This window comes from Pseudomonas sp. Pseusp16 (assembly GCF_047324915.1).
Classification (GTDB): Bacteria; Pseudomonadota; Gammaproteobacteria; order Pseudomonadales; family Pseudomonadaceae; genus Aquipseudomonas; species Aquipseudomonas fluorescens_CD.
The window spans coordinates 3,406,439-3,426,877 of record NZ_CP168522.1 but is presented as its reverse complement, the minus strand read 5'-3'; the positions used below and the strand labels follow the sequence as shown (position 1 = coordinate 3,426,877).

Here is a 20,439-nt window from a genome sequence, read left to right as displayed (position 1 = left end):
TTCTTGGGCGCAGGTATTGGCCAAAAGAGTGGCAGCAACCTGAAGGGAGACGCAAAATGGCAAGTCCAATTTTACCGGGTTCGGGCTTAGGCTCTGGCCTGAATATCGGTGATATCGTCACTGCGCTGGTCAACGCCGACAAATCTGCCAAGCAGACGCAGATCGATACCCAGACCAAAACCAACACGCTGAAGATTTCCGGTGTCGGTTCCTTGAAAAGCGCACTGACGGCCTTTCAGACGGCGCTGACCAATCTCGGTAGCAAGACCAATCCTGCGTTTGCGGGCTTTACCGCCACTTCGGGTACCCCGTCGATTCTGGGTGTAACTTCCGACAACACCGCAGTTGCCGGTACCTACAGCGTTGTTGTGAATAACCTGGCCACCAGCTCGAAAGTAGCCAGTGCTTCTTTTGCCGGCGGTGCCGCCAGTGCCATTCCGAGTGGTACTCTGAAAATCAGTCAGAATGGCACTGATTACGATGTCACGATTCCAGCCAGTGCGACCCTGCAGAGCACCCGGGATGCCATCAACTCTGCGCAGGCGAGCAATGGTATTTCTGCCAACATCGTGACCGACAGCAGCGGTGCGTCGCGACTGGTGATCAGTTCCAGCAAGACCGGCGCGGGTTCCGACCTTGTGGTCAGCGGTATCGCCGGCCTTGCAATCGACGGTACCCAACCGATGGGCGCCAACCCTTCGGCTGCAAGTTCCGGTGCTGTCAACGGAGTTGCGGTGGATGCATCGCTGACCATCGATGGTCTGGCAGTGACCAGCAAGAGTAATACGGTTACCGGCGCAGTCAGTGGCCTGACCCTGAACCTGGCGTCCGCGAGCACGGGTACACCGCCGGCTGCTGCGACCGTCACCGTTGCGACCAACACCACCGGTTTGCAAACATCGATCCAGTCGTTCGTCGATTCCTACAACACCCTGATGAACACCATCAACTCCCTGTCCAAGGCGACAGAGGGTGCCGATGGCAAGCTGACGGTTCAGGCGGCGTTTACCGGTGACTCGATGCCGCGCTCACTGATTTCCGATATTCGCAGTGTACTGACGGCTCCTGGTGCGGGCGGTCCTTTGGCGGTGCTGTCGCAGATCGGCGTGATGACAAACGAGAAAACCGGCAACCTGGCATTCGACACGACGGCGTTCAACAAGACGATGTCCACCGGCGGTATGAGTGGCCAGGTGCAGCAGTTGTTCAGCGGAACCAACGCGACCAACGGCCTGCTGGCGCGCATGGGCACTGCAATCAAGCCTTATGTGCAGGCTGGTGGCTTGCTCGACCAGCGCAATAGCAGCCTGCAGAGCGTGAGCAAGAACCTTTCAAACCAACAGTCTGCGCTGGACTTGCGTGTCGCGAACATGACCAAGACGCTGACCGCCAAATACAACGCAATGGACCTTTTGGTCGGGCAAATGAAAGCGACGGCGACTAACATCACCTCGTTCTTCACGTCCTTGAACGCCCAGAAGTCCAACAGCTAGTCATGAGCTGACGACAAAAACCCGGCTACGCATTTTAGCGTGTGCCGGGTTTTTGTCTTTTGCTCTAAAGTTTTCCGGTACGCGGACGATACACTGCTCATACGAGTCATTGTGGTAATGAGGTAGAACATGAATCCAATGTTAGCCCTTCGGCAGTATCAGAAAGTGGGCGCGCACGCCCAGACGTCCGAAGCGAGTCCGCATCGTTTGGTGCAAATGCTCATGGAAGGTGGCCTGGACCGTATCGCTCAGGCCAAAGGCGCCCTGGAACGCAAGGACATTCCCGGCAAGTGTGTGTCGATCAGCAAGGCGATTGGCATCATCGGTGGCTTGCGTGAAGGCCTGGATCTTGAAAATTGCGCCGATGCCGTGGGCGAGCTCGACAGTCTTTACATCTATATGATGAAGCGCCTGGCCGAGGCGAACATCAGCAGCGACCTGAAGATTCTCGATGAGGTCGCGGGGTTGCTTCGCACGGTGAAAGAAGGCTGGGACGGCATTGCTGAGCCAGGTCCGCAGTTCTAGGGAGATCGCCATGAGTCTTGTATTGCAGCGAATAGAACAAACCCGTGAAGCGCTGGTCGGTGCCTTGGCCGAGCGCGACTGGGAGGCTATCGGTCAATTGGACCTGGATTGCCGTTCGTGCATGGAAGACGTCTTGAGCGAGGCTTCGCTGGACGAAGAAGTTCTGCGCAGCAATCTTGAGGAGTTGCTGTATGTCTACAAGCAACTGCTTGAGGTGGCGATGGGGGAGAGGCAGGCGATAGTCGATGAAATGTCTCAGATCCAGCAAGCGCGGAACGCGGCAAAGGTTTACCATCTGTTTGGTTAATTAACCCCAAGTTAATCCAGACATGTGCGCCATAAATTTGACTGTGCACGTTTTTTTGACTTAACTAGTGGCTGGTTCCAGATTTCAGTCGTCTTCAGGCACAACGTGTCTGCAAGCGTCTAGCTTGCCCCAGCATTTTGGGCATTGAGTTGACTAGGGAAGTTGCTATTGCATGTGGCGTGAAACCAAAATTCTGCTGATCGATGACGATAGCGTCCGCCGCCGCGACTTGGCGGTGATCTTGAATTTTCTCGGCGAAGAAAATTTACCCTGCGGTAGCCATGACTGGCAGCAGGCTGTCGGCTCATTGTCGTCAAGTCGTGAAGTAATCTGTGTCCTCATCGGGACGGTAAATGCTCCTGGTGCACTTCTGGGCTTGCTTAAGACACTCTCGACCTGGGATGAGTTCCTTCCGGTTTTGTTAATGGGCGATAATTCTTCCATTGACCTGCCGGAAGACCAGCGTCGCCGGGTGCTTTCGACCCTCGAAATGCCGCCCAGCTACAGCAAGTTGCTCGACTCGCTGCACCGTGCCCAGGTCTATCGCGAGATGTACGACCAGGCCCGCGAGCGCGGTCGTCATCGCGAGCCCAATCTTTTCCGCAGTCTTGTCGGCACCAGCCGGGCGATTCAACACGTCCGTCAGATGATGCAGCAAGTCGCCGATACCGATGCCAGCGTGCTGATCCTCGGTGAGTCCGGCACCGGCAAGGAAGTGGTTGCACGCAACCTGCATTACCACTCCAAGCGCCGCGAAGCGCCGTTCGTGCCGGTCAACTGCGGGGCGATCCCGGCCGAGTTGCTGGAAAGCGAATTGTTCGGTCACGAGAAGGGCGCCTTCACCGGGGCGATCACCAGCCGCGCCGGTCGATTCGAGCTGGCCAATGGCGGCACCCTGTTCCTCGATGAAATCGGCGACATGCCGCTGCCGATGCAGGTCAAGCTGCTGCGCGTGTTGCAGGAGCGCACCTTCGAGCGCGTGGGCAGCAACAAGACCCAGAGCGTCGACGTGCGCATCATTGCGGCGACCCACAAGAACCTCGAAAGCATGATCGAGATCGGCACCTTCCGCGAAGACTTGTACTACCGCCTGAATGTGTTCCCGATCGAGATGGCGCCGCTGCGCGAGCGGGTCGAAGACATTCCGCTGCTGATGAACGAACTGATCTCGCGCATGGAGCACGAGAAGCGCGGTTCGATCCGCTTCAACTCGGCAGCGATCATGTCGCTGTGCCGGCATGGCTGGCCGGGCAACGTCCGTGAACTGGCCAACCTGGTGGAGCGCATGGCGATCATGCATCCGTACGGTGTGATCGGCGTGGCCGAGTTGCCGAAGAAATTCCGCTACGTCGACGATGAAGACGAGCAGATGGTCGACAGCCTGCGCAGCGATCTGGAAGAGCGCGTGGCCATCAACGGTCATACGCCGGACTTCACGGCCAACGCCATGTTGCCTCCCGAAGGCCTGGACCTGAAGGACTACCTCGGAGGTCTGGAGCAAGGGTTGATTCAGCAGGCGCTGGATGATGCCAATGGCATTGTGGCGCGCGCGGCCGAGCGGCTGCGTATTCGTCGCACCACGCTGGTGGAAAAGATGCGCAAGTACGGCATGAGCCGTCGTGATGGAGACGAGCAGGCGGATGATTGACGCCTGTTTTTCAAGTCATTCATTTACAATGAGTTTTTTTTAGGCACGGGTATTGCTACGTCCCTCGCAACGTTCCGTTTCACTGACGGTCAGCCAAGCGAGAGAGCACAATGCCCCAAGCCGCCCAGATGTCTCCTGTCCCTGATGCTTCGCGGCAACCGTCGTCCGTAGAGCAGGCGAGTCGGCTGGGCCTTGAGCAGGCATTCGCGCTGTTCAATCAGATGTCCAGTCAGTTGACCGATTCCTACAGCATGCTTGAAGCCCGGGTAACCGAGCTCAAGGGTGAACTGGCGGTGGTCAGTGCTCAGCGCATGCAGGAGCTGGCGGAAAAAGAACGCCTGGCCAACCGCCTGCAAAACCTCCTTGATCTGTTACCCGGCGGTGTCATTGTCATTGACGCCCAGGGCATCGTGCGCGAAGCCAATCCGGCAGCGTGCGAGTTGCTGGGTTTGCCGCTGGAAGGTGAATTGTGGCGCCACGTCATTGCCCGCTGTTTTGCACCACGCGAAGACGATGGTCATGAAGTCTCCCTCAAGAATGGTCGACGCCTGTCGATCGCCACGCGCTCGCTGGACGCCGAGCCCGGCCAGTTGGTGTTGCTCAATGACCTGACCGAAACCCGTCACCTGCAGGATCAACTGGCCCGACATGAACGTCTGTCGTCGCTGGGGCGCATGGTCGCTTCGTTGGCTCATCAGATACGCACGCCGTTGTCCGCCGCGTTGCTGTACGCCAGCCATTTGACCGAGCAGGAGCTGCCGGTCGCTACCCAGCAGCGCTTTGCCGGGCGCCTCAAGGAGCGCCTGCACGAACTGGAGCACCAGGTGCGTGACATGCTGGTGTTCGCCCGGGGCGAGTTGCCGCTGACCGATCGCGTGACCCCTGCTCAACTGATGCAGTCGTTGCAGGCGGCCGCGCTGACCCACGTGCAGGATCTGCCGATCCGCTGGCAGTGCGACAGTCACTCGGGGGCGTTGCTGTGCAATCGCGACACGCTGGTCGGAGCGATCCTCAACCTGATCGAGAACGCCATTCAGGCCAGTGCCGGTCAATTGCGCCTCAAGATTCACCTCTACACCCGCGGCAACAACCTGCGCCTGTGCGTCAGTGACAGTGGCTCCGGTATCGATGCCGGCGTTCTGGCGCGATTGGGCGAACCCTTTTTCACTACCAAAACCACCGGCACAGGTCTTGGTCTGACCGTGGTCAAGGCAGTGGCGCGTGCTCATCAGGGAGAATTGCAGTTGCGTTCGCGGCTCGGTCGCGGCACCTGCGCGCAGGTGATCCTGCCGTTGTTCAGCAGCGCTCAAGGGGCGGAGTGACGCACATGGGGATCAAGGTTCTGCTGGTCGAGGACGACCGCGCGTTGCGCGAGGCACTGGCTGATACGCTGTTGCTCGCGGGGCACGATTACAAGGCAGTGGGTTCGGCTGAAGATGCGCTGGCTGCTGTCGGCGACGAGGCCTTCAGCCTGGTGATCAGCGACGTCAATATGCCGGGCATGGACGGCCACCAGTTGCTCGGCATGCTGCGAGTGCGGCAGCCGCAGTTGCCGGTGTTGCTGATGACGGCTCACGGTGCGGTCGAGCGTGCGGTCGACGCGATGCGCCAGGGCGCGGCGGACTACCTGGTCAAGCCATTCGAACCCAAGGCGTTGCTCGATCTGGTGGGGCGTCATGCCCTGGGCAGCCTCGGCCTTACCGAAGGTGAAGGGCCGGTAGCGTTCGAACCGGCGAGCGCGCAGTTGCTCGAGTTGGCGGCGCGGGTCGCACGCAGCGATTCCACGGTGCTGATCTCGGGTGAGTCGGGCACGGGCAAGGAAGTGCTGGCGCGTTACATCCATCAGCATTCTCATCGCGCCCGTCAGCCGTTCATTGCGATCAACTGCGCTGCGATCCCGGACAACATGCTCGAAGCGACCTTGTTCGGTCACGAGAAGGGCTCCTTCACCGGCGCCATTGCCGCGCAAGCCGGCAAGTTCGAGCAGGCCGACGGCGGCACCATTCTGCTCGATGAAATTTCTGAAATGCCCCTGGGGCTCCAGGCCAAATTGCTGCGCGTGCTGCAAGAGCGCGAGGTCGAAAGGGTTGGGGCGCGCAAACCGGTCACGCTGGATATTCGTGTGGTCGCGACCACCAATCGCGACCTGGCGGGTGAGGTAGCGGCGGGGCGCTTTCGCGAGGACCTTTATTATCGCCTGTCGGTGTTTCCTCTTGCCTGGCGTCCATTGCGCGAGCGCACCGCCGACATCCTGCCGCTGGCCGAGCGCCTGCTGGCCAGGCACGTCAATAAAATGAAGCATTCGCCTGCCAGGTTGTCGCCCGAGGCTCAGGCGTGCCTGATCGGTTATCCGTGGCCGGGTAACGTGCGCGAACTGGACAACGCGATTCAGCGTGCGCTGATTTTGCAGCAGGGTGGCTTGATCCAGCCGCAGGATTTCTGCCTGGCCGGGCCGGTGGCTTGCGCTCCATTGCCGGCGTTGGCGCAGGTGCCGGTGCGTCCGGTGGAAGTCGAGGCCGAGTCGGCCGGGGCGCTGGGAGATGACCTGCGTCGCCATGAATTCCAGATGATCATCGACACCTTGCGCGCCGAGCGCGGCCGTCGCAAAGAGGCGGCCGAGCGCCTGGGCATCAGCCCGCGAACCCTGCGTTACAAGCTGGCGCAGATGCGCGATGCCGGCATGGATGTGGAAGCCTATCTCTTTGCCACCTGATCCCTGGTTCCAATACCTGGACCTGTTCCTGTAGGAGCGAGCTCTGCTCGCGATGGACTCAAGAGCGCCGCGTTTTTCCTGCAATCCCGCGTTATCGTTAACGACCATCGCGAGCAGGGCTCGCTCCTACATAGATCGGAATGAAGCTCGGGACGGGCTTTTGTATGACTCAGCCATGGAGCTGGCACCCTTGTTGCTAACACCTCACTACCCGCCGAGTGAGTGTCAAAAAATTGCGGGTCGTCAAAGAGAGAAACCATGAGCCAAGGTATTGAATTCAATCGGTTGATGCTGGATATGCGCGCCATGCAAATGGATGCCATGTCTGCGCCGAAATCGACGGCCGTCCCTGAAGTGGCGGGCAGCAGCTTTTCCGACATGCTCGGCCAGGCCGTCAATAAAGTGAACGACACCCAACAGGCTTCCACTCAGTTGGCCAGCGCCTTCGAAATCGGTAAAAGCGGCGTCGACCTCACAGACGTGATGATTTCCTCGCAGAAGGCCAGTGTGTCATTCCAGGCATTGACCCAGGTGCGCAACAAGCTGGTTCAGGCCTATCAAGACATCATGCAGATGCCTGTTTAAAGGACGAGATTGAGTCATGGCAGAAGCAGTCGCCGATAACGTTCCGGTCAAGGCCACTCCAATAGACGGCAAGCCGCCGCTGTTCGGATTGTCCTTCCTGGAAAACCTCTCCGAGATGACCATGTTGCGTCAGGTGGGCCTGTTGGTCGGCCTGGCGGCGAGCGTGGCGATTGGCTTCGCCGTGGTGTTGTGGTCCCAGCAGCCGGACTACCGGCCTCTGTACGGCAGCCTTGCCGGCATGGACGCCAAGCAGGTCATGGATACCCTGGCCTCCGCCGATATTCCGTACACCGTCGAACCCAACTCCGGTGCCTTGCTGGTCAAGGCCGATGACCTGTCCCGTGCGCGGCTCAAGCTCGCGGCCGCTGGTGTCACTCCCAGCGACGGCAACATCGGTTTTGAAATCCTCGACAAGGAACAGGGGCTGGGCACCAGCCAGTTCATGGAAGCGACCCGCTATCGTCGCGGACTCGAAGGCGAACTGGCCCGCACCATTTCCAGCCTGAACAACGTCAAGGGCGCCCGTGTGCACCTGGCGATCCCGAAAAGCTCGGTGTTCGTGCGCGACGAGCGCAAGCCGAGCGCTTCGGTCCTGGTTGAACTCTATTCCGGTCGCTCCCTCGAGCCAGGCCAGGTCGTTGCCATCATCAATCTGGTGGCGACCAGCGTTCCCGAACTCAGCAAGTCGCAGATTACCGTCGTCGACCAGAAGGGTAACCTGCTGTCGGATCAGGCGGAAAACTCCGAACTGACCATGGCCGGCAAGCAATTCGACTACAGCCGTCGCATGGAAAGCATGCTCACCCAGCGCGTACACAACATCCTGCAGCCGGTGTTGGGCAACGATCGCTATAAAGCCGAAGTGTCCGCCGATGTGGACTTCAGTGCGGTCGAGTCGACTTCCGAGCAATTCAACCCGGATCAACCGGCATTGCGCAGCGAGCAGTCGGTCAACGAACAACGTACCGCCAGCAATGGTCCGCAAGGCGTGCCGGGTGCCTTGAGCAACCAGCCGCCGTCGCCGGCCTCCGCGCCGCAAACCACCGGTGGCGCGACCGCGTCGGCCGGCATGGTGCAGCCAGGCCAGCCACTGATCGACGCCAACGGCCAGCAAATCATGGACCCGGCCACCGGTCAGCCGATGCTCGCACCGTACCCGGCGGACAAGCGTCAGCAATCGACCAAAAACTTCGAACTCGACCGTTCCATCAGCCATACCAAGCAACAGCAGGGCCGATTGAATCGCCTGTCGGTGTCGGTGGTAGTGGACGATCAGGTCAAGATCAACCCGGCCAACGGCGAAACCACCCGTGCGCCATGGAGCGCCGATGAATTGGCGCGCTTCACGCGCCTGGTTCAGGATGCGGTCGGCTTTGATGCCAGCCGTGGTGACAGTGTCAGCGTGATCAACATGCCGTTCTCCGCCGAGCGCGGTGAAGTGATTGCCGATATTCCGTTCTACTCCCAGCCGTGGTTCTGGGACATCGTCAAGCAAGTGCTGGGTGTGCTGTTCATCCTGGTGCTGGTGTTCGGTGTGCTGCGTCCGGTGCTCAACAACATCACTGGCGGCGGCAAGGGCAAGCAGTTGGCCGGCATCGGCAGCGACGTCGAGTTGGGTGGCATGGGCGGCCTGGACGGCGAGCTGGCCAACGACCGCGTCAGCCTCGGCGGCCCGCAAAGCATTCTGCTGCCGAGCCCGAGCGAAGGCTATGACGCACAGTTGAACGCAATTAAGAGTCTGGTGGCAGAAGATCCGGGTCGTGTGGCCCAGGTCGTGAAAGAGTGGATTAACGCAGATGAGTGATAACCGAGCCGTTGCCGCCAAACTGTCCAAGGTCGACAAGGCCGCCATCCTGTTGCTGTCCCTGGGCTCCACCGACGCGGCCCAGGTGCTGCGCCACATGGGCCCCAAAGAGGTTCAGCGCGTGGGTGTGGCCATGGCCCAGATGGGAAATGTGCACCGCGAGCAGGTCGAGCAGGTGATGAGCGAGTTCGTCGATATCGTCGGCGACCAGACCAGCCTGGGCGTCGGCTCCGACGACTATGTGCGCAAGATGCTCACCCAGGCCCTGGGCGAAGACAAGGCCAACGGCCTGATCGACCGCATCCTGCTCGGTGGCAACACCAGCGGCCTCGACAGCCTGAAGTGGATGGAGCCGCGCGCCGTCGCCGACGTGATCCGTTACGAGCACCCGCAGATCCAGGCGATCGTGGTGGCGTATCTCGATCCGGACCAGGCCGGTGAAGTGCTCGGCAACTTCGACCACAAGGTGCGGCTGGACATCATCCTGCGAGTCTCCTCGCTGAACACCGTACAGCCAGCGGCCCTGAAAGAACTCAACCAGATTCTCGAGAAGCAGTTCTCCGGCAACTCGAATGCCTCGCGCACCACCCTGGGTGGCATCAAGCGTGCGGCGGACATAATGAACTTCCTCGACAGCTCGATCGAAGGCCAGCTCATGGATTCGATTCGCGAAGTCGACGAAGACCTGTCCGGTCAGATCGAAGACCTCATGTTCGTCTTCAACAACCTGGCCGATGTCGACGACCGCGGGATCCAGGCGCTGCTGCGCGAAGTGTCCTCCGATGTGCTGGTGCTGGCCCTCAAGGGGTCGGACGAAGGCGTCAAGGAGAAGATCTTCAAGAACATGTCCAAGCGTGCGGCCGAACTGTTGCGCGACGACCTGGAAGCCAAGGGCCCGGTGCGCGTCAGCGACGTGGAAACCGCGCAGAAGGAAATCCTCACCATCGCCCGCCGTATGGCCGAAGCCGGAGAAATCGTTCTCGGCGGCAAGGGCGGCGAGGAAATGATCTAACACCATGGTCAAGAATGATGATGCACCCACTGACCTGATCCGGGCCAGGGATGTCAGTGGCTTCGATACCTGGGCACTGCCCAGTTTCGACCCGCCGGAACCCGAGCCGGAACCGGAGCCGGAACCCGAGCCGCCGGAAATGGAGGAAGTGCCGCTGGAGGAAGTCCAGCCACTGACCCTCGAAGAACTCGAAAGCATTCGCCAGGAAGCCTACAACGAAGGCTTCGCGGTGGGTGAGAAAGAAGGATTCCACAGCACCACGCTCAAGGTCCGCCAGGAAGCCGAAGTGGCCCTGACGGCCAAGATCGGGGCGCTGGAGCAATTGATGAGCCATCTGTTCGAGCCCATCGCCGAGCAGGACACCCAGATCGAAAAGTCCTTGGTCGACCTCGTGCAACACATCACCAGGCAGGTGATCCAGCGCGAACTGGCGATCGACTCGTCACAGATCGAACACGTGATGCGCGAAGCCCTCAAGCTCCTGCCGCTGGGCGTGGGCAATGTGCGGCTGTACATCAATCCGCAGGATTTCGAACAGGTCAAAGCCCTGCGCGAACGCCATGAAGAAACCTGGCGCATCGTCGAGGACGAATCGTTGTTGCCTGGCGGTTGCCGGGTCGAGACCGAACACAGCCGCATCGACGCCACGGTGGAAACCCGAATCGCGCGGGTGATGGACAAGCTGTTCGATCAGTTGCACGAGCAGGCCTTGCACCCGGCGGCGCCGGACGTCAGCCTGGAACTGCCGATCGAAAGCAAGCCTGCGTCGGACATTGCCGATGCGCCTTGAACGCACCAGTTTTGCCAAGCGCCTGGGCAGTTATGCCGAGGCCACGCAATTGGAGGGCGCACCGATTCTCGAAGGGCGCCTGCTGCGCATGGTCGGCCTGACCCTCGAAGCCGAGGGCCTGCGCGCCGCCATGGGCAGCCGCTGTATGGTCATCAATGACGACAGCTATCACCCGGTGCAGGTCGAAGCCGAAGTAATGGGCTTCTCCGGCAGTAAAGTCTTCCTGATGCCAGTCGGCAGTGTCGCCGGCATTGCGCCCGGTGCCCGAGTGGTGCCCCTGGCGGATAACGGTCGCCTGCCCATGGGCATGAGCATGCTCGGACGGGTGCTCGACGGTGCCGGTCGTGCTCTGGACGGCAAGGGCGGGATGAAGGCCGAAGACTGGGTACCCATGGATGGCCCGACCATCAACCCGCTCAAGCGCGAGCCGATCAGCGAACCGCTGGACGTGGGCATCCGTTGCATCAACGGCATGTTGACCGTCGGTCGTGGCCAGCGGCTTGGCCTGTTTGCCGGTACCGGTGTCGGTAAATCGGTGTTGCTGGGAATGATGACGCGCTTTACCGAGGCCGACATTATCGTCGTCGGGCTGATCGGTGAACGGGGTCGTGAAGTTAAAGAGTTCATCGAGCACATCCTCGGTGAAGAAGGGCTCAAGCGTTCAGTGGTGGTGGCGTCCCCGGCGGACGATGCGCCGCTGATGCGCCTGCGCGCTGCCATGTATTGCACGCGCATCGCCGAGTATTTCCGCGACAAGGGCAAGAACGTTCTGTTGCTGATGGATTCCCTGACCCGATTCGCTCAGGCCCAGCGGGAAATCGCCCTGGCCATTGGCGAGCCACCGGCGACCAAGGGCTATCCGCCGTCGGTATTCGCCAAGTTGCCGAAACTGGTGGAGCGGGCGGGTAACGCGGAGAAGGGCGGAGGTTCGATCACCGCGTTCTACACCGTGCTGTCCGAAGGCGACGACCAGCAGGACCCGATTGCCGACTCGGCGCGGGGCGTGCTCGACGGGCACATCGTGCTGTCCCGGCGCCTGGCCGAGGAAGGGCATTACCCGGCCATTGATATCGAGGCGTCCATCAGCCGGGTGATGCCGGCGGTGGTGTCGCCGGAGCACATGACCCGTGCGCAGTATTTCAAGCAGCTGTGGTCGCGCTATCAGCAGAGCCGCGATCTGATCAGCGTTGGCGCCTATGTCGCCGGCGGAGATCGGGAGACCGATCTGGCGATTTCCCTGCAACCGCAATTGGTCAAATACCTGCGTCAGGGCCTCAACGACAGCATCAGCCTGGGCGAAAGCGAAGCGTATCTCGCCTCGATCTTCGCGCCCGCGGCAGGCGGTTAAGCGGTCATGGCCCAGAGTCGGGCGGGCCGGCTGGCGCCGGTGGTGGAAATGGCCGAAAAGGCCGAGAAAACCGCGGTCCAGCGCCTGGGGCACTTTCAAGGGCAGGTTCGCCTGGCACAAAGCAAACTCGCCGACCTTGAAGCCTTCCGTCTCGACTATCAGGAACAATGGATCGTACGTGGCAGCGGCGGTGTCTCGGGTCAATGGTTGCTGGGTTATCAGGGCTTTCTTGCGCAACTGGGCACGGCCATCGACCAGCAGCGGCAAAGCCTGGCCTGGCATCAGAACAACCTCAACAAAGCCCGGGAAACCTGGCAGCAGGCGTTTGCCCGGGTCGAGGGCCTGCGCAAACTGGTTCAGCGCTATGCCGATGAGGCGCGGGCGCTTGAAGACCGGCGTGAGCAGAAATTGCTGGATGAATTGTCCCAGCGCCTGCCACGGCAAAATCACCCGTAGGAGCGAGCTCGCTCGCGATGAACCTGTGAGCGCACGGGGGTGTCAGGTTTACAGCGATAATATTGACGACCATCGCGAGCGAGCTCGCTCCTACAGCGATAGCGATTTGACAGTCGCCAAAACCTCCCGCCTTGCTCCAACCTCTACCAAATGCTAAACCTTGTGCAAGCGGGTTTACCAATGACAAGGAAGCCATGAAATGTCAGTCGTTACAGAAGTCTCTCCGGATGGGCAAAAACTGACGATATCGGTCAAGGGACGATTCGATTTCGCCAAGCATCAGGAGTTTCGCCAGTCCTACGAAGATAAACAGCTATCGGCGGTTGTGGTCGACCTGAAAGACGCCACTTACCTCGACAGCTCGGCCCTGGGCATGCTGCTTCTGCTGCGTGATCACGCCGGTGGCGATGATTCCGATATCCGCGTCGTCAACAGCAGTACCGACGTGCGCAAGATCCTCGCCATCTCCAATTTCGACAAGCTGTTCGACATCAGTTGATTGCCATGCAGCCACTGGAGCCGCTGACGATCCTGATTGCCGAGGACAGCGCCGCCGATCGCCTGCTGTTGTCGAGCATCCTGCGCCGCCAGGGGCACGAAGTGCTGACGGCGGCCAACGGTGCCGAAGCGGTCGAGGCGTTTCGCCAGCAGCCACCGCATCTGGTGTTGATGGATGCGCTGATGCCGGTGATGGACGGCTTCGAGGCGGCCCGGCAGATCAAGGCCCTGGCCGGGGAAACCCTGGTGCCGATCATCTTCCTCACTTCCTTGTCCGAAAGCGAAGCGCTGGCCCGTTGTCTGGAGGTTGGCGGTGACGACTTTCTGGCGAAGCCGTACAACCAGGTGATTCTCGCAGCCAAGATCAAGGCGATGGATCGCTTGCGGCGCTTGCAGGACACGGTGCTGCAACAGCGAGACCAGATCGCCGGGCACCACGACTACCTGCTCAACGAGCAGCGTGTGGCCAAGGCCGTTTTCGACAAGGTGGCGCACTCGGGCTGCCTGAATGCCGCGCCGAACATCCGTTATCTGCAATCGCCCTATGCGCTGTTCAACGGCGACCTGTTGCTGGCCGCGTTCACGCCGGCCGGAGACATGCACGTACTGCTGGGCGACTTCACCGGCCACGGTCTGCCGGCGGCAGTGGGGGCCATGCCCCTGGCCGAAGTGTTTTACGGGATGACGGCCAAGGGTTATGGCCTGGCGGAAACCCTGCGTGAGATGAATGCCAAGCTCAAGCGCATCCTGCCGGTGGACATGTTCTGCTGTGCCACGTTGCTGTGCCTGAGTTTCCAGCGCCGTTCGGTGGAAGTGTGGAACGGTGGAATGCCGGACGGTTACCTGCATTGCATTGCCAGTGGCGAGCGAACGCCGCTTCCGGCGCGGCACCTGCCTTTGGGGGTGCTGAGCCCGGAAGCCTTCGATGAATGCACCGATGTGTTTCCCATGGCGCTCGGGGATCGGGTTTTCCTGTTGTCCGATGGGGTGATCGATACCTGCGACGCCAATGACCAGTTGTTTGGCGAGCAGCGATTGCAGCAGGTGTTTGCCGCCAACCGTCAGCCAGATGCGCTGTTCGAAGAACTCGAGCAGGCGCTGCGCGATTTCGGCGGAGAGAACCGCGACGATGTCAGCATGGTCGAAATCAGCCTGGTGGAGCCGGCGCAGATCACTCCGCCAGCGTTGATCTACTCCGACAGCGGCCAGTCCTGTCCGCTGGACTGGTCGGTGAGTTTCGAATTTCGCGCCGCCACGCTCAAGCGATTCAATCCGTTGCCCTATCTGTTGCAGTTGCTGCTGGAGGTGCATGGCCTTCGGGCTCAGAGCGGTGCGCTCTACAGCGTGCTGGCGGAGCTCTACTCCAATGCGCTGGAGCATGGCGTGCTGGGGCTGGATTCGCGCCTCAAGCGCGATGCCTCGGGTTTTGCGCGATATTATCAAGAGCGCAATGCGCGCCTGGACGAGCTTCAGGAGGGCTATGTACGGCTGCATTTGCAGGTGGCGCCAACAGACGACGGCGGTTGCCTGACCATTCACATCGAAGACAGCGGCAAGGGTTTCGATGTCGAGCGGGTGATGCAAAGGCCTCTGGATGACATCCGCCTGTCGGGACGTGGGGTCAGCCTGATCCGCCAGTTGGGGCGTAATGCCCGTTGGACCGACGATGGTCGAAGTGCACGCGTGGAGTTTATCTGGGACGCTCTGGCATAATCCGCGCATTCTTGATCAAGGAGTGAGCAAGTGGCTGACATACATCTGGACCCGGACGTGCTGAAAGCGTTGCGGGAAGTCATGGAGGACGAGTTTTCGACTTTGATCGATACCTTCCTTGCGGACTCCGAAGAGCGGCTGCGGCAGTTGACCATGATTGTCGACGCTACGCAGATTATCGAGGCTGCCCATAGCTTCAAGGGCAGTAGCAGCAACATGGGGGCGACTCGCCTGGCCGAGCTGTGTCATGACCTGGAGCAAGATGCCAAAGTGCAGAGCGTTTCAGACCTGGGGGCGAAAATCGCTGAAGTCGTCCGGGAATTCGCGCTTGTCCGACCTCTGTATGAGGAGGCGCGTCAGCATTCTCTCTTGGCCATCGCGACCGTTCGGCCTCATTGATCGCGACCGAACAAAACTGGCGCAACCTTTGCATTCAACTCTCCCGACTGTACCTACGATCCCAGTGCAGCGGAGACCGTTAAATGCCCGTTACCCCCAATATTCCTATTCAGGCTGCCGTACAGGCCAAGACTCAAGCCGCCTCCGCCAATCCTCCGGCGCTGACCGCTGAGCCCGGGGACAAGGCCGCAAGCTTCGCTCATGTCTACGCCAATCAGGCACAGGGCAAGCCCAATGCGGTGGCGGATGCCTCGTCCAGGACGAGTCGTGACAAAGCCTCCGATGTCGCCGGAAAAAAAGACGCTGGCGACGACAAGTCTGCCGCCGAGGAACCGGTGGTTGCCGATGGCGGCAAATCCTTGCCTGCCGACAAGCCGCTGCAGGCTGACGACAAGACAGCCGGCGATGATGCCTCGGATGCCGCCCCGGCGCTGGTCGTCGATGCTGCGCCGGTCGATCCGGCGCTTGATCCCTCATTGCAGCAAACCGTACAGCCAGTGATGCCTGCGCCAGCGCCGGTGCCGACAACGCCTGCCGTGGCCGAAGCAGCGCAGCCAGTGGTTGAAGCACCGGTTGCTGCGGCGATCACGGCTGCAAGCGCTCCGGCACCGACCGGCACCGACGGCGATTTCGATCCCGAAGCCGATCCGCTCGACGCATTGCCGGCGGTGCGTCTGGCGATGGAGCAGAGCGGTCATGTCTCGGCGTCCAGCCAGGCGCAGCCCAAGTCTGCACCGACACCGGCGCAAGCCCAGGCTGACGGTGAACTGACGCCAGCGCAAAACTTTGCCGCCGGCATGGCGACCATGCTGGATATTCAGGGCGACAAGAGCAGCACGGGTCAGGGGGACGACAAGGCTTTCAGCGGCTTGCTCGATGACGGTCTGAAGGATCTCAAGTCCGCCAGCAGCGACACCCGTGTCGACGATTTCGCCAACCGCCTGGCAGCGCTGACCCAGGCGGCCACTCCGAAGACCGCCAATGCCTTGCCGGTGAACCAGCCGATCGCCATGCATCAGAGCGGGTGGACCGAAGAAGTGGTGAACCGGGTCATGTACCTGTCCAGCGCCAATCTCAAGGCGGCGGACATCCAGTTGCAGCCCGCCGAGCTGGGACGCCTGGACATTCGGGTGAACATGGTTCCCGACCAGCAGACCCAGGTCACGTTCATGAGTGCGCATCCGGGAGTCCGCGAGGCGCTGGACGGCCAGGTCCATCGCTTGCGCGACATGTTTGCGCAGCAGGGCATGGGGCAGGTCGATGTCAATGTTTCGGACCAGTCTCGTGGTTCGCAGCAGGGACAGGAGCAGGCTCAACAGGGCCAGAGCGGGCGAACGAGCACCAGTGGTGGTCGTCTTGAAACCATGGATGACGAAATCGCCCCGAGCATCACAGAAGTTGCCGCAACGGCTACCAGCGTGATCGGCTCCAGCGCCGTCGACTACTACGCCTGATCAAACATAAACCCTGTGGGAGCGGGCTTGCTCGCGAATACTGTTTAACATTCAACATTGATGTTGACTGTCACAACGCATTCGCGAGCAAGCCCGCTCCCACATTTGTTTGGCGGTGCTCTTCAAAAAGGCGTCTGTCCACCCATCTCCCTCCCAACCGTTCTGGCATAACACTTGCTCTTGCCTTGCCGTGCGACTGTGAAAACCCGAATAGTGACGGATTATTGGCATGGCGAAGAGCGACGCAGCAGTAAAAGACCCCGCAACCAAAGGCAAACTCAAGCTGATTATCGTGATCGCGGTGGCCCTGCTGCTGGCGATCGGTGTGTCCGTGGGGGCGACCTGGTACTTCATGCACAGCGCTCAGAGCAAGCCTGCCGCCGCCGTGGCGGAGACGGCTCCCGTCGGCAAGCAGCCAGCGATTTTCGAGTCGATGGCGCCGGCCTTCGTGGCCAACTTCAACCAGAACGGTCGCCAGCGCTACATGCAAGTGAGCATCACCATGCTCGCGCGCAACCAGGCGGATCTGGATGCGCTCAAGGTTCACATGCCGGTGATCCGCAACAACCTGGTCATGCTGTTCTCCGGGCAGGACTTTGCGACCCTGGCGTCGCCGGTCGGCCAGGAAATGCTGCGGCAGAAAGCCACCGCCAGCGTGCAGGAAGTAGCGCAGAAAGAGCTCGGCAAAGTGGTGGTCGAACAGTTGCTTTTCACTAATTTCGTACTGCAGTAGGAACACGACATGGCCGTGCAGGACCTGCTGTCCCAGGATGAGATCGACGCGCTGCTGCATGGCGTCGACGATGGTCTGGTACAGACTGAAAACGCTGCCGAACCCGGTAGCGTCAAAAGCTATGACCTGACCAGCCAGGATCGCATCGTCCGTGGACGCATGCCGACCCTGGAAATGATCAACGAGCGTTTCGCCCGCTATACCCGCATCAGCATGTTCAACATGCTGCGGCGCTCGGCAGACGTAGCGGTCGGCGGCGTGCAGGTGATGAAGTTCGGCGAATACGTGCACTCGCTGTACGTGCCGACCAGTCTCAACCTGGTCAAGATCAAACCCCTGCGTGGCACCGCGCTGTTCATCCTCGACGCCAAACTGGTGTTCAAGCTGGTGGACAACTTCTTCGGTGGTGACGGCCGGCACGCCAAGATCGAAGGGCGTGAATTCACGCCGACCGAGCTGCGCGTGGTGCGCATGGTGCTGGAGCAGGCCTTCGTCGATCTGAAGGAAGCCTGGCAGGCGATCATGGAAGTCAACTTCGAGTACATCAACTCGGAAGTGAACCCGGCCATGGCCAACATCGTCGGCCCGAGCGAAGCCATCGTGGTGTCGACCTTCCACATCGAACTCGATGGCGGTGGCGGCGACCTGCACGTGACCATGCCGTACTCGATGATCGAGCCGGTGCGCGAAATGCTCGACGCCGGCTTCCAGTCGGACCTCGACGACCAGGACGAACGCTGGGTCAATGCCCTGCGCCAGGACGTGCTGGACGTCGACGTGCCGATCGGCGCAACGGTGGCTCGTCGTCAGTTGCGCCTGCGCGACATCCTGCACATGCAGCCGGGGGATGTGATCCCGGTCGAGATGCCGGAAGAAATGATCATGCGCGCCAACGGCGTGCCGGCCTTCAAGGTCAAGATGGGCTCACACAAGGGCAACCTGGCGTTGCAAGTGATCGAGCCGATCGAGCGCCGTTGACTGGCGCTGGTACCCATTCGCGAATAACCGAATTCTGAACTTTTGCTCGCCGAGGACACTGACAATATGAACACCCAAGACGACCAGGCTCTGGCCGATGAGTGGGCTGCGGCCCTGGAAGAAACCGGTGATGCCGGGCAGGCCGACATCGACGCCTTGCTGGCCGCCGATTCCGGCAGCTCCGCCTCCAACCGCCTGCCAATGGAAGAGTTCGGCAGCGTGCCGAAAAACAACGATCCGGTGAGCCTCGAAGGCCCGAACCTGGACGTGATCCTCGATATCCCGGTGTCGATTTCCATGGAAGTGGGCAGCACCGACATCAACATCCGCAACCTGCTGCAACTGAACCAGGGTTCGGTGATCGAGCTTGATCGCCTGGCCGGCGAGCCGCTGGACGTGCTGGTCAATGGCACGCTCATCGCCCACGGCGAAGTGGTGGTGGTCAACGAGAAGTTCGGCATCCGCCTGACGGACGTGATCAGCCCAAGCGAACGCATCAAGAAGCTGCGCTGAGTGAAAAAGCTTCTGGGGGCTGTGCTGGTCATGCCGTTCAGCGTGCTGGCGGCCGAACCGGTTGCAACGGCGACCACGGCTGCTGCGCCAGCGGTGAACAGTGGTGTGGGCGGCCAACTGACGCAACTGGTGTTCGGCCTGCTGCTGGTGCTGGGGCTGATCTTCCTCCTCGCCTGGTTGCTGCGTCGGGTCCAGCAGGCCGGACCGGCCGGCAAGGGGCAGGTGATCGACATTGTCGGCTCCCGCGCACTGGGGCCTCGCGACCGGCTGATGCTGGTACAGGTCGGCAACGAGCAGATCCTGTTGGGCCTGAGCCCGGGCAGCATTACTGCGCTGCACGTTCTCAAGGAGCCGGTGCAAGTGCCGAGTAGCGAGAAGCCGACGCCGGAATTTGCCCAGCGCCTGTTGGAGATGCTGGGTAAAGATCAGAAGGATAAGAAGTAATGGGTGCGCTACGCATCGTCTTGACGCTGGCCCTGATGCTGGCCTCGCCGCTGGCATTCGCCGCCGATCCGCTGTCGATCCCGGCCATCACCCTGGGCACCAATGCGCAGGGTGCGCAGGAGTACTCGGTCAGCCTGCAAATCCTGCTGATCATGACCGCGCTGAGTTTTATCCCGGCGTTTGTCATGCTGATGACCAGTTTCACCCGGATCATCATCGTCTTCTCGATCCTGCGCCAGGCCTTGGGCCTGCAGCAGACACCGTCGAACCAGATCCTCACCGGCATGGCACTGTTCCTGACCCTGTTCATCATGGCGCCGGTGTTCGACCGGGTGAATCAGGACGCCTTGCAGCCGTATCTGGCGGAAAAGCTGACGGCCCAGGATGCCGTCGCCAAGGCGCAGGTGCCGATCAAGAATTTCATGCTCGCCCAGACCCGTACCAGTGATCTGGAGTTGTTCATGCGCCTGTCCAAGCGCACTGACATCGCGACGCCGGATCAGGCGCCGCTGACCATCCTGGTGCCGGCCTTCGTGACCTCCGAGCTCAAGACGGCGTTCCAGATCGGTTTCATGATCTTCATTCCGTTCCTGATCATCGACCTGGTCGTGGCCAGTGTGCTCATGGCCATGGGTATGATGATGCTGTCGCCGCTGATCATTTCCCTGCCGTTCAAAATCATGCTGTTCGTGCTGGTGGATGGCTGGGCGTTGATCATCGGCACCCTGGCCAGCAGTTTCGCTGGTGTCTCGCCATGACCCCTGAAGTCGCCGTAGACATTTTCCGCGAAGCCCTGTGGTTGACCACCATGATGGTCGCCGTGCTGGTGATTCCGAGCCTGCTGGTGGGGCTGTTGGTGGCGATGTTCCAGGCCGCCACCCAGATCAACGAACAGACCCTGAGCTTCCTGCCGCGCCTGCTGGTGATGCTGGTGACGCTGATCGTCGGTGGTCCGTGGCTGGTGCAGACCTTCATGGACTACATCATTCAGCTGTACGGCAGCATTCCTCAGGTCATCGGCTAAAC

At 60.7% G+C, this 20,439-nt stretch carries 22 protein-coding genes; all 22 read left to right on the top strand.

Annotated features, from left to right (window positions below; translation table 11 throughout):
- Positions 1–56 precede the first annotated feature (56 nt).
- The 22 genes from fliD to fliQ all read left to right on the top strand — a co-directional run bounded on the left by fliD (position 57) and on the right by fliQ (position 20,437).
- Entirely contained in the window at positions 57–1,493 is a 1,437-nt protein-coding gene (fliD, locus tag ACEN8Q_RS15575; protein WP_413425138.1) for a flagellar filament capping protein FliD, read from the top strand.
- 129 nt (positions 1,494–1,622) lie between these two features.
- Positions 1,623–2,018, top strand: a complete 396-nt coding sequence (fliS, locus tag ACEN8Q_RS15570) for a flagellar export chaperone FliS (RefSeq protein WP_413425140.1) — start codon at positions 1,623–1,625, stop codon at positions 2,016–2,018.
- Positions 2,019–2,028: 10 nt separating this feature from the next.
- Entirely contained in the window at positions 2,029–2,325 is a 297-nt protein-coding gene (locus ACEN8Q_RS15565; protein WP_015096255.1) for a hypothetical protein, read from the top strand.
- Positions 2,326–2,497: 172 nt separating this feature from the next.
- Entirely contained in the window at positions 2,498–3,973 is a 1,476-nt protein-coding gene (locus ACEN8Q_RS15560; RefSeq protein WP_111280501.1) for a sigma-54 dependent transcriptional regulator, read from the top strand.
- Between the two features lie 128 nt (positions 3,974–4,101).
- A complete protein-coding gene (locus ACEN8Q_RS15555) occupies positions 4,102–5,295 on the top strand; it encodes a sensor histidine kinase (RefSeq protein WP_413425181.1) in 1,194 nt (397 codons plus the stop codon).
- Positions 5,296–5,300: 5 nt separating this feature from the next.
- Entirely contained in the window at positions 5,301–6,686 is a 1,386-nt protein-coding gene (locus ACEN8Q_RS15550; protein ID WP_413425143.1) for a sigma-54-dependent transcriptional regulator, read from the top strand.
- Positions 6,687–6,944: 258 nt separating this feature from the next.
- On the top strand, positions 6,945–7,271 hold the full coding sequence (gene fliE / locus ACEN8Q_RS15545; RefSeq protein WP_008021337.1) for a flagellar hook-basal body complex protein FliE: 327 nt from the start codon (positions 6,945–6,947) through the stop codon (positions 7,269–7,271).
- Positions 7,272–7,287: 16 nt separating this feature from the next.
- A complete protein-coding gene (gene fliF / locus ACEN8Q_RS15540) occupies positions 7,288–9,075 on the top strand; it encodes a flagellar basal-body MS-ring/collar protein FliF (protein WP_413705439.1) in 1,788 nt (595 codons plus the stop codon).
- On the top strand, positions 9,068–10,087 hold the full coding sequence (gene fliG, locus ACEN8Q_RS15535; RefSeq protein ID WP_007983391.1) for a flagellar motor switch protein FliG: 1,020 nt from the start codon (positions 9,068–9,070) through the stop codon (positions 10,085–10,087). Before fliF ends, fliG begins: the two co-directional genes overlap by 8 nt.
- A gap of 4 nt (positions 10,088–10,091) precedes the next feature.
- Positions 10,092–10,877, top strand: a complete 786-nt coding sequence (gene fliH / locus ACEN8Q_RS15530; protein ID WP_413425148.1) for a flagellar assembly protein FliH — start codon at positions 10,092–10,094, stop codon at positions 10,875–10,877.
- Positions 10,867–12,225 carry a flagellar protein export ATPase FliI gene (gene fliI, locus ACEN8Q_RS15525; protein WP_413425150.1) on the top strand — a complete coding sequence of 453 codons (1,359 nt, stop codon included), beginning with the start codon at positions 10,867–10,869 and terminating at the stop codon, positions 12,223–12,225. The genes fliH and fliI overlap by 11 nt, the downstream gene beginning before the upstream one ends.
- Before the next feature lie 6 nt (positions 12,226–12,231).
- Complete coding sequence (gene fliJ / locus ACEN8Q_RS15520; protein WP_413425152.1) at positions 12,232–12,681, top strand: flagellar export protein FliJ; 450 nt, start codon at positions 12,232–12,234, stop codon at positions 12,679–12,681.
- A 199-nt stretch (positions 12,682–12,880) separates the two neighbouring features.
- Positions 12,881–13,180 (top strand): STAS domain-containing protein, encoded by a 300-nt coding sequence (locus ACEN8Q_RS15515; RefSeq protein ID WP_085717005.1) that lies wholly within the window; start codon positions 12,881–12,883, stop codon positions 13,178–13,180.
- 5 nt (positions 13,181–13,185) lie between these two features.
- Entirely contained in the window at positions 13,186–14,892 is a 1,707-nt protein-coding gene (locus ACEN8Q_RS15510; RefSeq protein ID WP_413425154.1) for a SpoIIE family protein phosphatase, read from the top strand.
- Positions 14,893–14,922: 30 nt separating this feature from the next.
- The gene (locus ACEN8Q_RS15505) at positions 14,923–15,291 is read left to right on the top strand and encodes an Hpt domain-containing protein (RefSeq protein ID WP_413425156.1); all 369 of its coding nucleotides are present in this window, start codon (positions 14,923–14,925) and stop codon (positions 15,289–15,291) included.
- An 83-nt stretch (positions 15,292–15,374) separates the two neighbouring features.
- On the top strand, positions 15,375–16,745 hold the full coding sequence (locus tag ACEN8Q_RS15500; RefSeq protein WP_413705438.1) for a flagellar hook-length control protein FliK: 1,371 nt from the start codon (positions 15,375–15,377) through the stop codon (positions 16,743–16,745).
- Between the two features lie 229 nt (positions 16,746–16,974).
- Positions 16,975–17,478, top strand: coding sequence for a flagellar basal body-associated protein FliL (fliL, locus tag ACEN8Q_RS15495; RefSeq protein ID WP_413425160.1), 504 nt, complete (start codon positions 16,975–16,977; stop codon positions 17,476–17,478).
- Positions 17,479–17,487: 9 nt separating this feature from the next.
- Positions 17,488–18,456 (top strand): flagellar motor switch protein FliM, encoded by a 969-nt coding sequence (gene fliM / locus ACEN8Q_RS15490; RefSeq protein ID WP_007983373.1) that lies wholly within the window; start codon positions 17,488–17,490, stop codon positions 18,454–18,456.
- Between the two features lie 66 nt (positions 18,457–18,522).
- On the top strand, positions 18,523–18,969 hold the full coding sequence (gene fliN / locus ACEN8Q_RS15485) for a flagellar motor switch protein FliN (protein ID WP_057398370.1): 447 nt from the start codon (positions 18,523–18,525) through the stop codon (positions 18,967–18,969).
- Positions 18,970–18,999: 30 nt separating this feature from the next.
- Positions 19,000–19,413 carry a flagellar biosynthetic protein FliO gene (gene fliO / locus ACEN8Q_RS15480; protein WP_413425183.1) on the top strand — a complete coding sequence of 138 codons (414 nt, stop codon included), beginning with the start codon at positions 19,000–19,002 and terminating at the stop codon, positions 19,411–19,413.
- Positions 19,413–20,171 carry a flagellar type III secretion system pore protein FliP gene (fliP, locus tag ACEN8Q_RS15475; protein ID WP_413705437.1) on the top strand — a complete coding sequence of 253 codons (759 nt, stop codon included), beginning with the start codon at positions 19,413–19,415 and terminating at the stop codon, positions 20,169–20,171. The genes fliO and fliP overlap by 1 nt, the downstream gene beginning before the upstream one ends.
- A complete protein-coding gene (fliQ, locus tag ACEN8Q_RS15470) occupies positions 20,168–20,437 on the top strand; it encodes a flagellar biosynthesis protein FliQ (protein WP_413425164.1) in 270 nt (89 codons plus the stop codon). The genes fliP and fliQ overlap by 4 nt, the downstream gene beginning before the upstream one ends.
- Positions 20,438–20,439: the final 2 nt, after the last annotated feature.

Excerpts from the sequence above, each read along its gene's own strand:
- fliD (WP_413425138.1), top strand. The coding sequence starts at position 57 with ATGGCAAGTCCAATTTTACCGGGTTCGGGCTTAGGCTCTGGCCTGAAT.
- fliS (WP_413425140.1), top strand. The coding sequence starts at position 1,623 with ATGAATCCAATGTTAGCCCTTCGGCAGTATCAGAAAGTGGGCGCGCAC.
- ACEN8Q_RS15565 (WP_015096255.1), top strand. The coding sequence starts at position 2,029 with ATGAGTCTTGTATTGCAGCGAATAGAACAAACCCGTGAAGCGCTGGTC.
- ACEN8Q_RS15560 (WP_111280501.1), top strand. The coding sequence starts at position 2,498 with ATGTGGCGTGAAACCAAAATTCTGCTGATCGATGACGATAGCGTCCGC.
- ACEN8Q_RS15555 (WP_413425181.1), top strand. The coding sequence starts at position 4,102 with ATGTCTCCTGTCCCTGATGCTTCGCGGCAACCGTCGTCCGTAGAGCAG.
- ACEN8Q_RS15550 (WP_413425143.1), top strand. The coding sequence starts at position 5,301 with ATGGGGATCAAGGTTCTGCTGGTCGAGGACGACCGCGCGTTGCGCGAG.
- fliE (WP_008021337.1), top strand. The coding sequence starts at position 6,945 with ATGAGCCAAGGTATTGAATTCAATCGGTTGATGCTGGATATGCGCGCC.
- fliF (WP_413705439.1), top strand. The coding sequence starts at position 7,288 with ATGGCAGAAGCAGTCGCCGATAACGTTCCGGTCAAGGCCACTCCAATA.
- fliG (WP_007983391.1), top strand. The coding sequence starts at position 9,068 with ATGAGTGATAACCGAGCCGTTGCCGCCAAACTGTCCAAGGTCGACAAG.
- fliH (WP_413425148.1), top strand. The coding sequence starts at position 10,092 with ATGGTCAAGAATGATGATGCACCCACTGACCTGATCCGGGCCAGGGAT.
- fliI (WP_413425150.1), top strand. The coding sequence starts at position 10,867 with ATGCGCCTTGAACGCACCAGTTTTGCCAAGCGCCTGGGCAGTTATGCC.
- fliJ (WP_413425152.1), top strand. The coding sequence starts at position 12,232 with ATGGCCCAGAGTCGGGCGGGCCGGCTGGCGCCGGTGGTGGAAATGGCC.
- ACEN8Q_RS15515 (WP_085717005.1), top strand. The coding sequence starts at position 12,881 with ATGTCAGTCGTTACAGAAGTCTCTCCGGATGGGCAAAAACTGACGATA.
- ACEN8Q_RS15510 (WP_413425154.1), top strand. The coding sequence starts at position 13,186 with ATGCAGCCACTGGAGCCGCTGACGATCCTGATTGCCGAGGACAGCGCC.
- ACEN8Q_RS15500 (WP_413705438.1), top strand. The coding sequence starts at position 15,375 with ATGCCCGTTACCCCCAATATTCCTATTCAGGCTGCCGTACAGGCCAAG.
- fliL (WP_413425160.1), top strand. The coding sequence starts at position 16,975 with ATGGCGAAGAGCGACGCAGCAGTAAAAGACCCCGCAACCAAAGGCAAA.
- fliM (WP_007983373.1), top strand. The coding sequence starts at position 17,488 with ATGGCCGTGCAGGACCTGCTGTCCCAGGATGAGATCGACGCGCTGCTG.
- fliN (WP_057398370.1), top strand. The coding sequence starts at position 18,523 with ATGAACACCCAAGACGACCAGGCTCTGGCCGATGAGTGGGCTGCGGCC.
- fliO (WP_413425183.1), top strand. The coding sequence starts at position 19,000 with ATGCCGTTCAGCGTGCTGGCGGCCGAACCGGTTGCAACGGCGACCACG.
- fliP (WP_413705437.1), top strand. The coding sequence starts at position 19,413 with ATGGGTGCGCTACGCATCGTCTTGACGCTGGCCCTGATGCTGGCCTCG.
- fliQ (WP_413425164.1), top strand. The coding sequence starts at position 20,168 with ATGACCCCTGAAGTCGCCGTAGACATTTTCCGCGAAGCCCTGTGGTTG.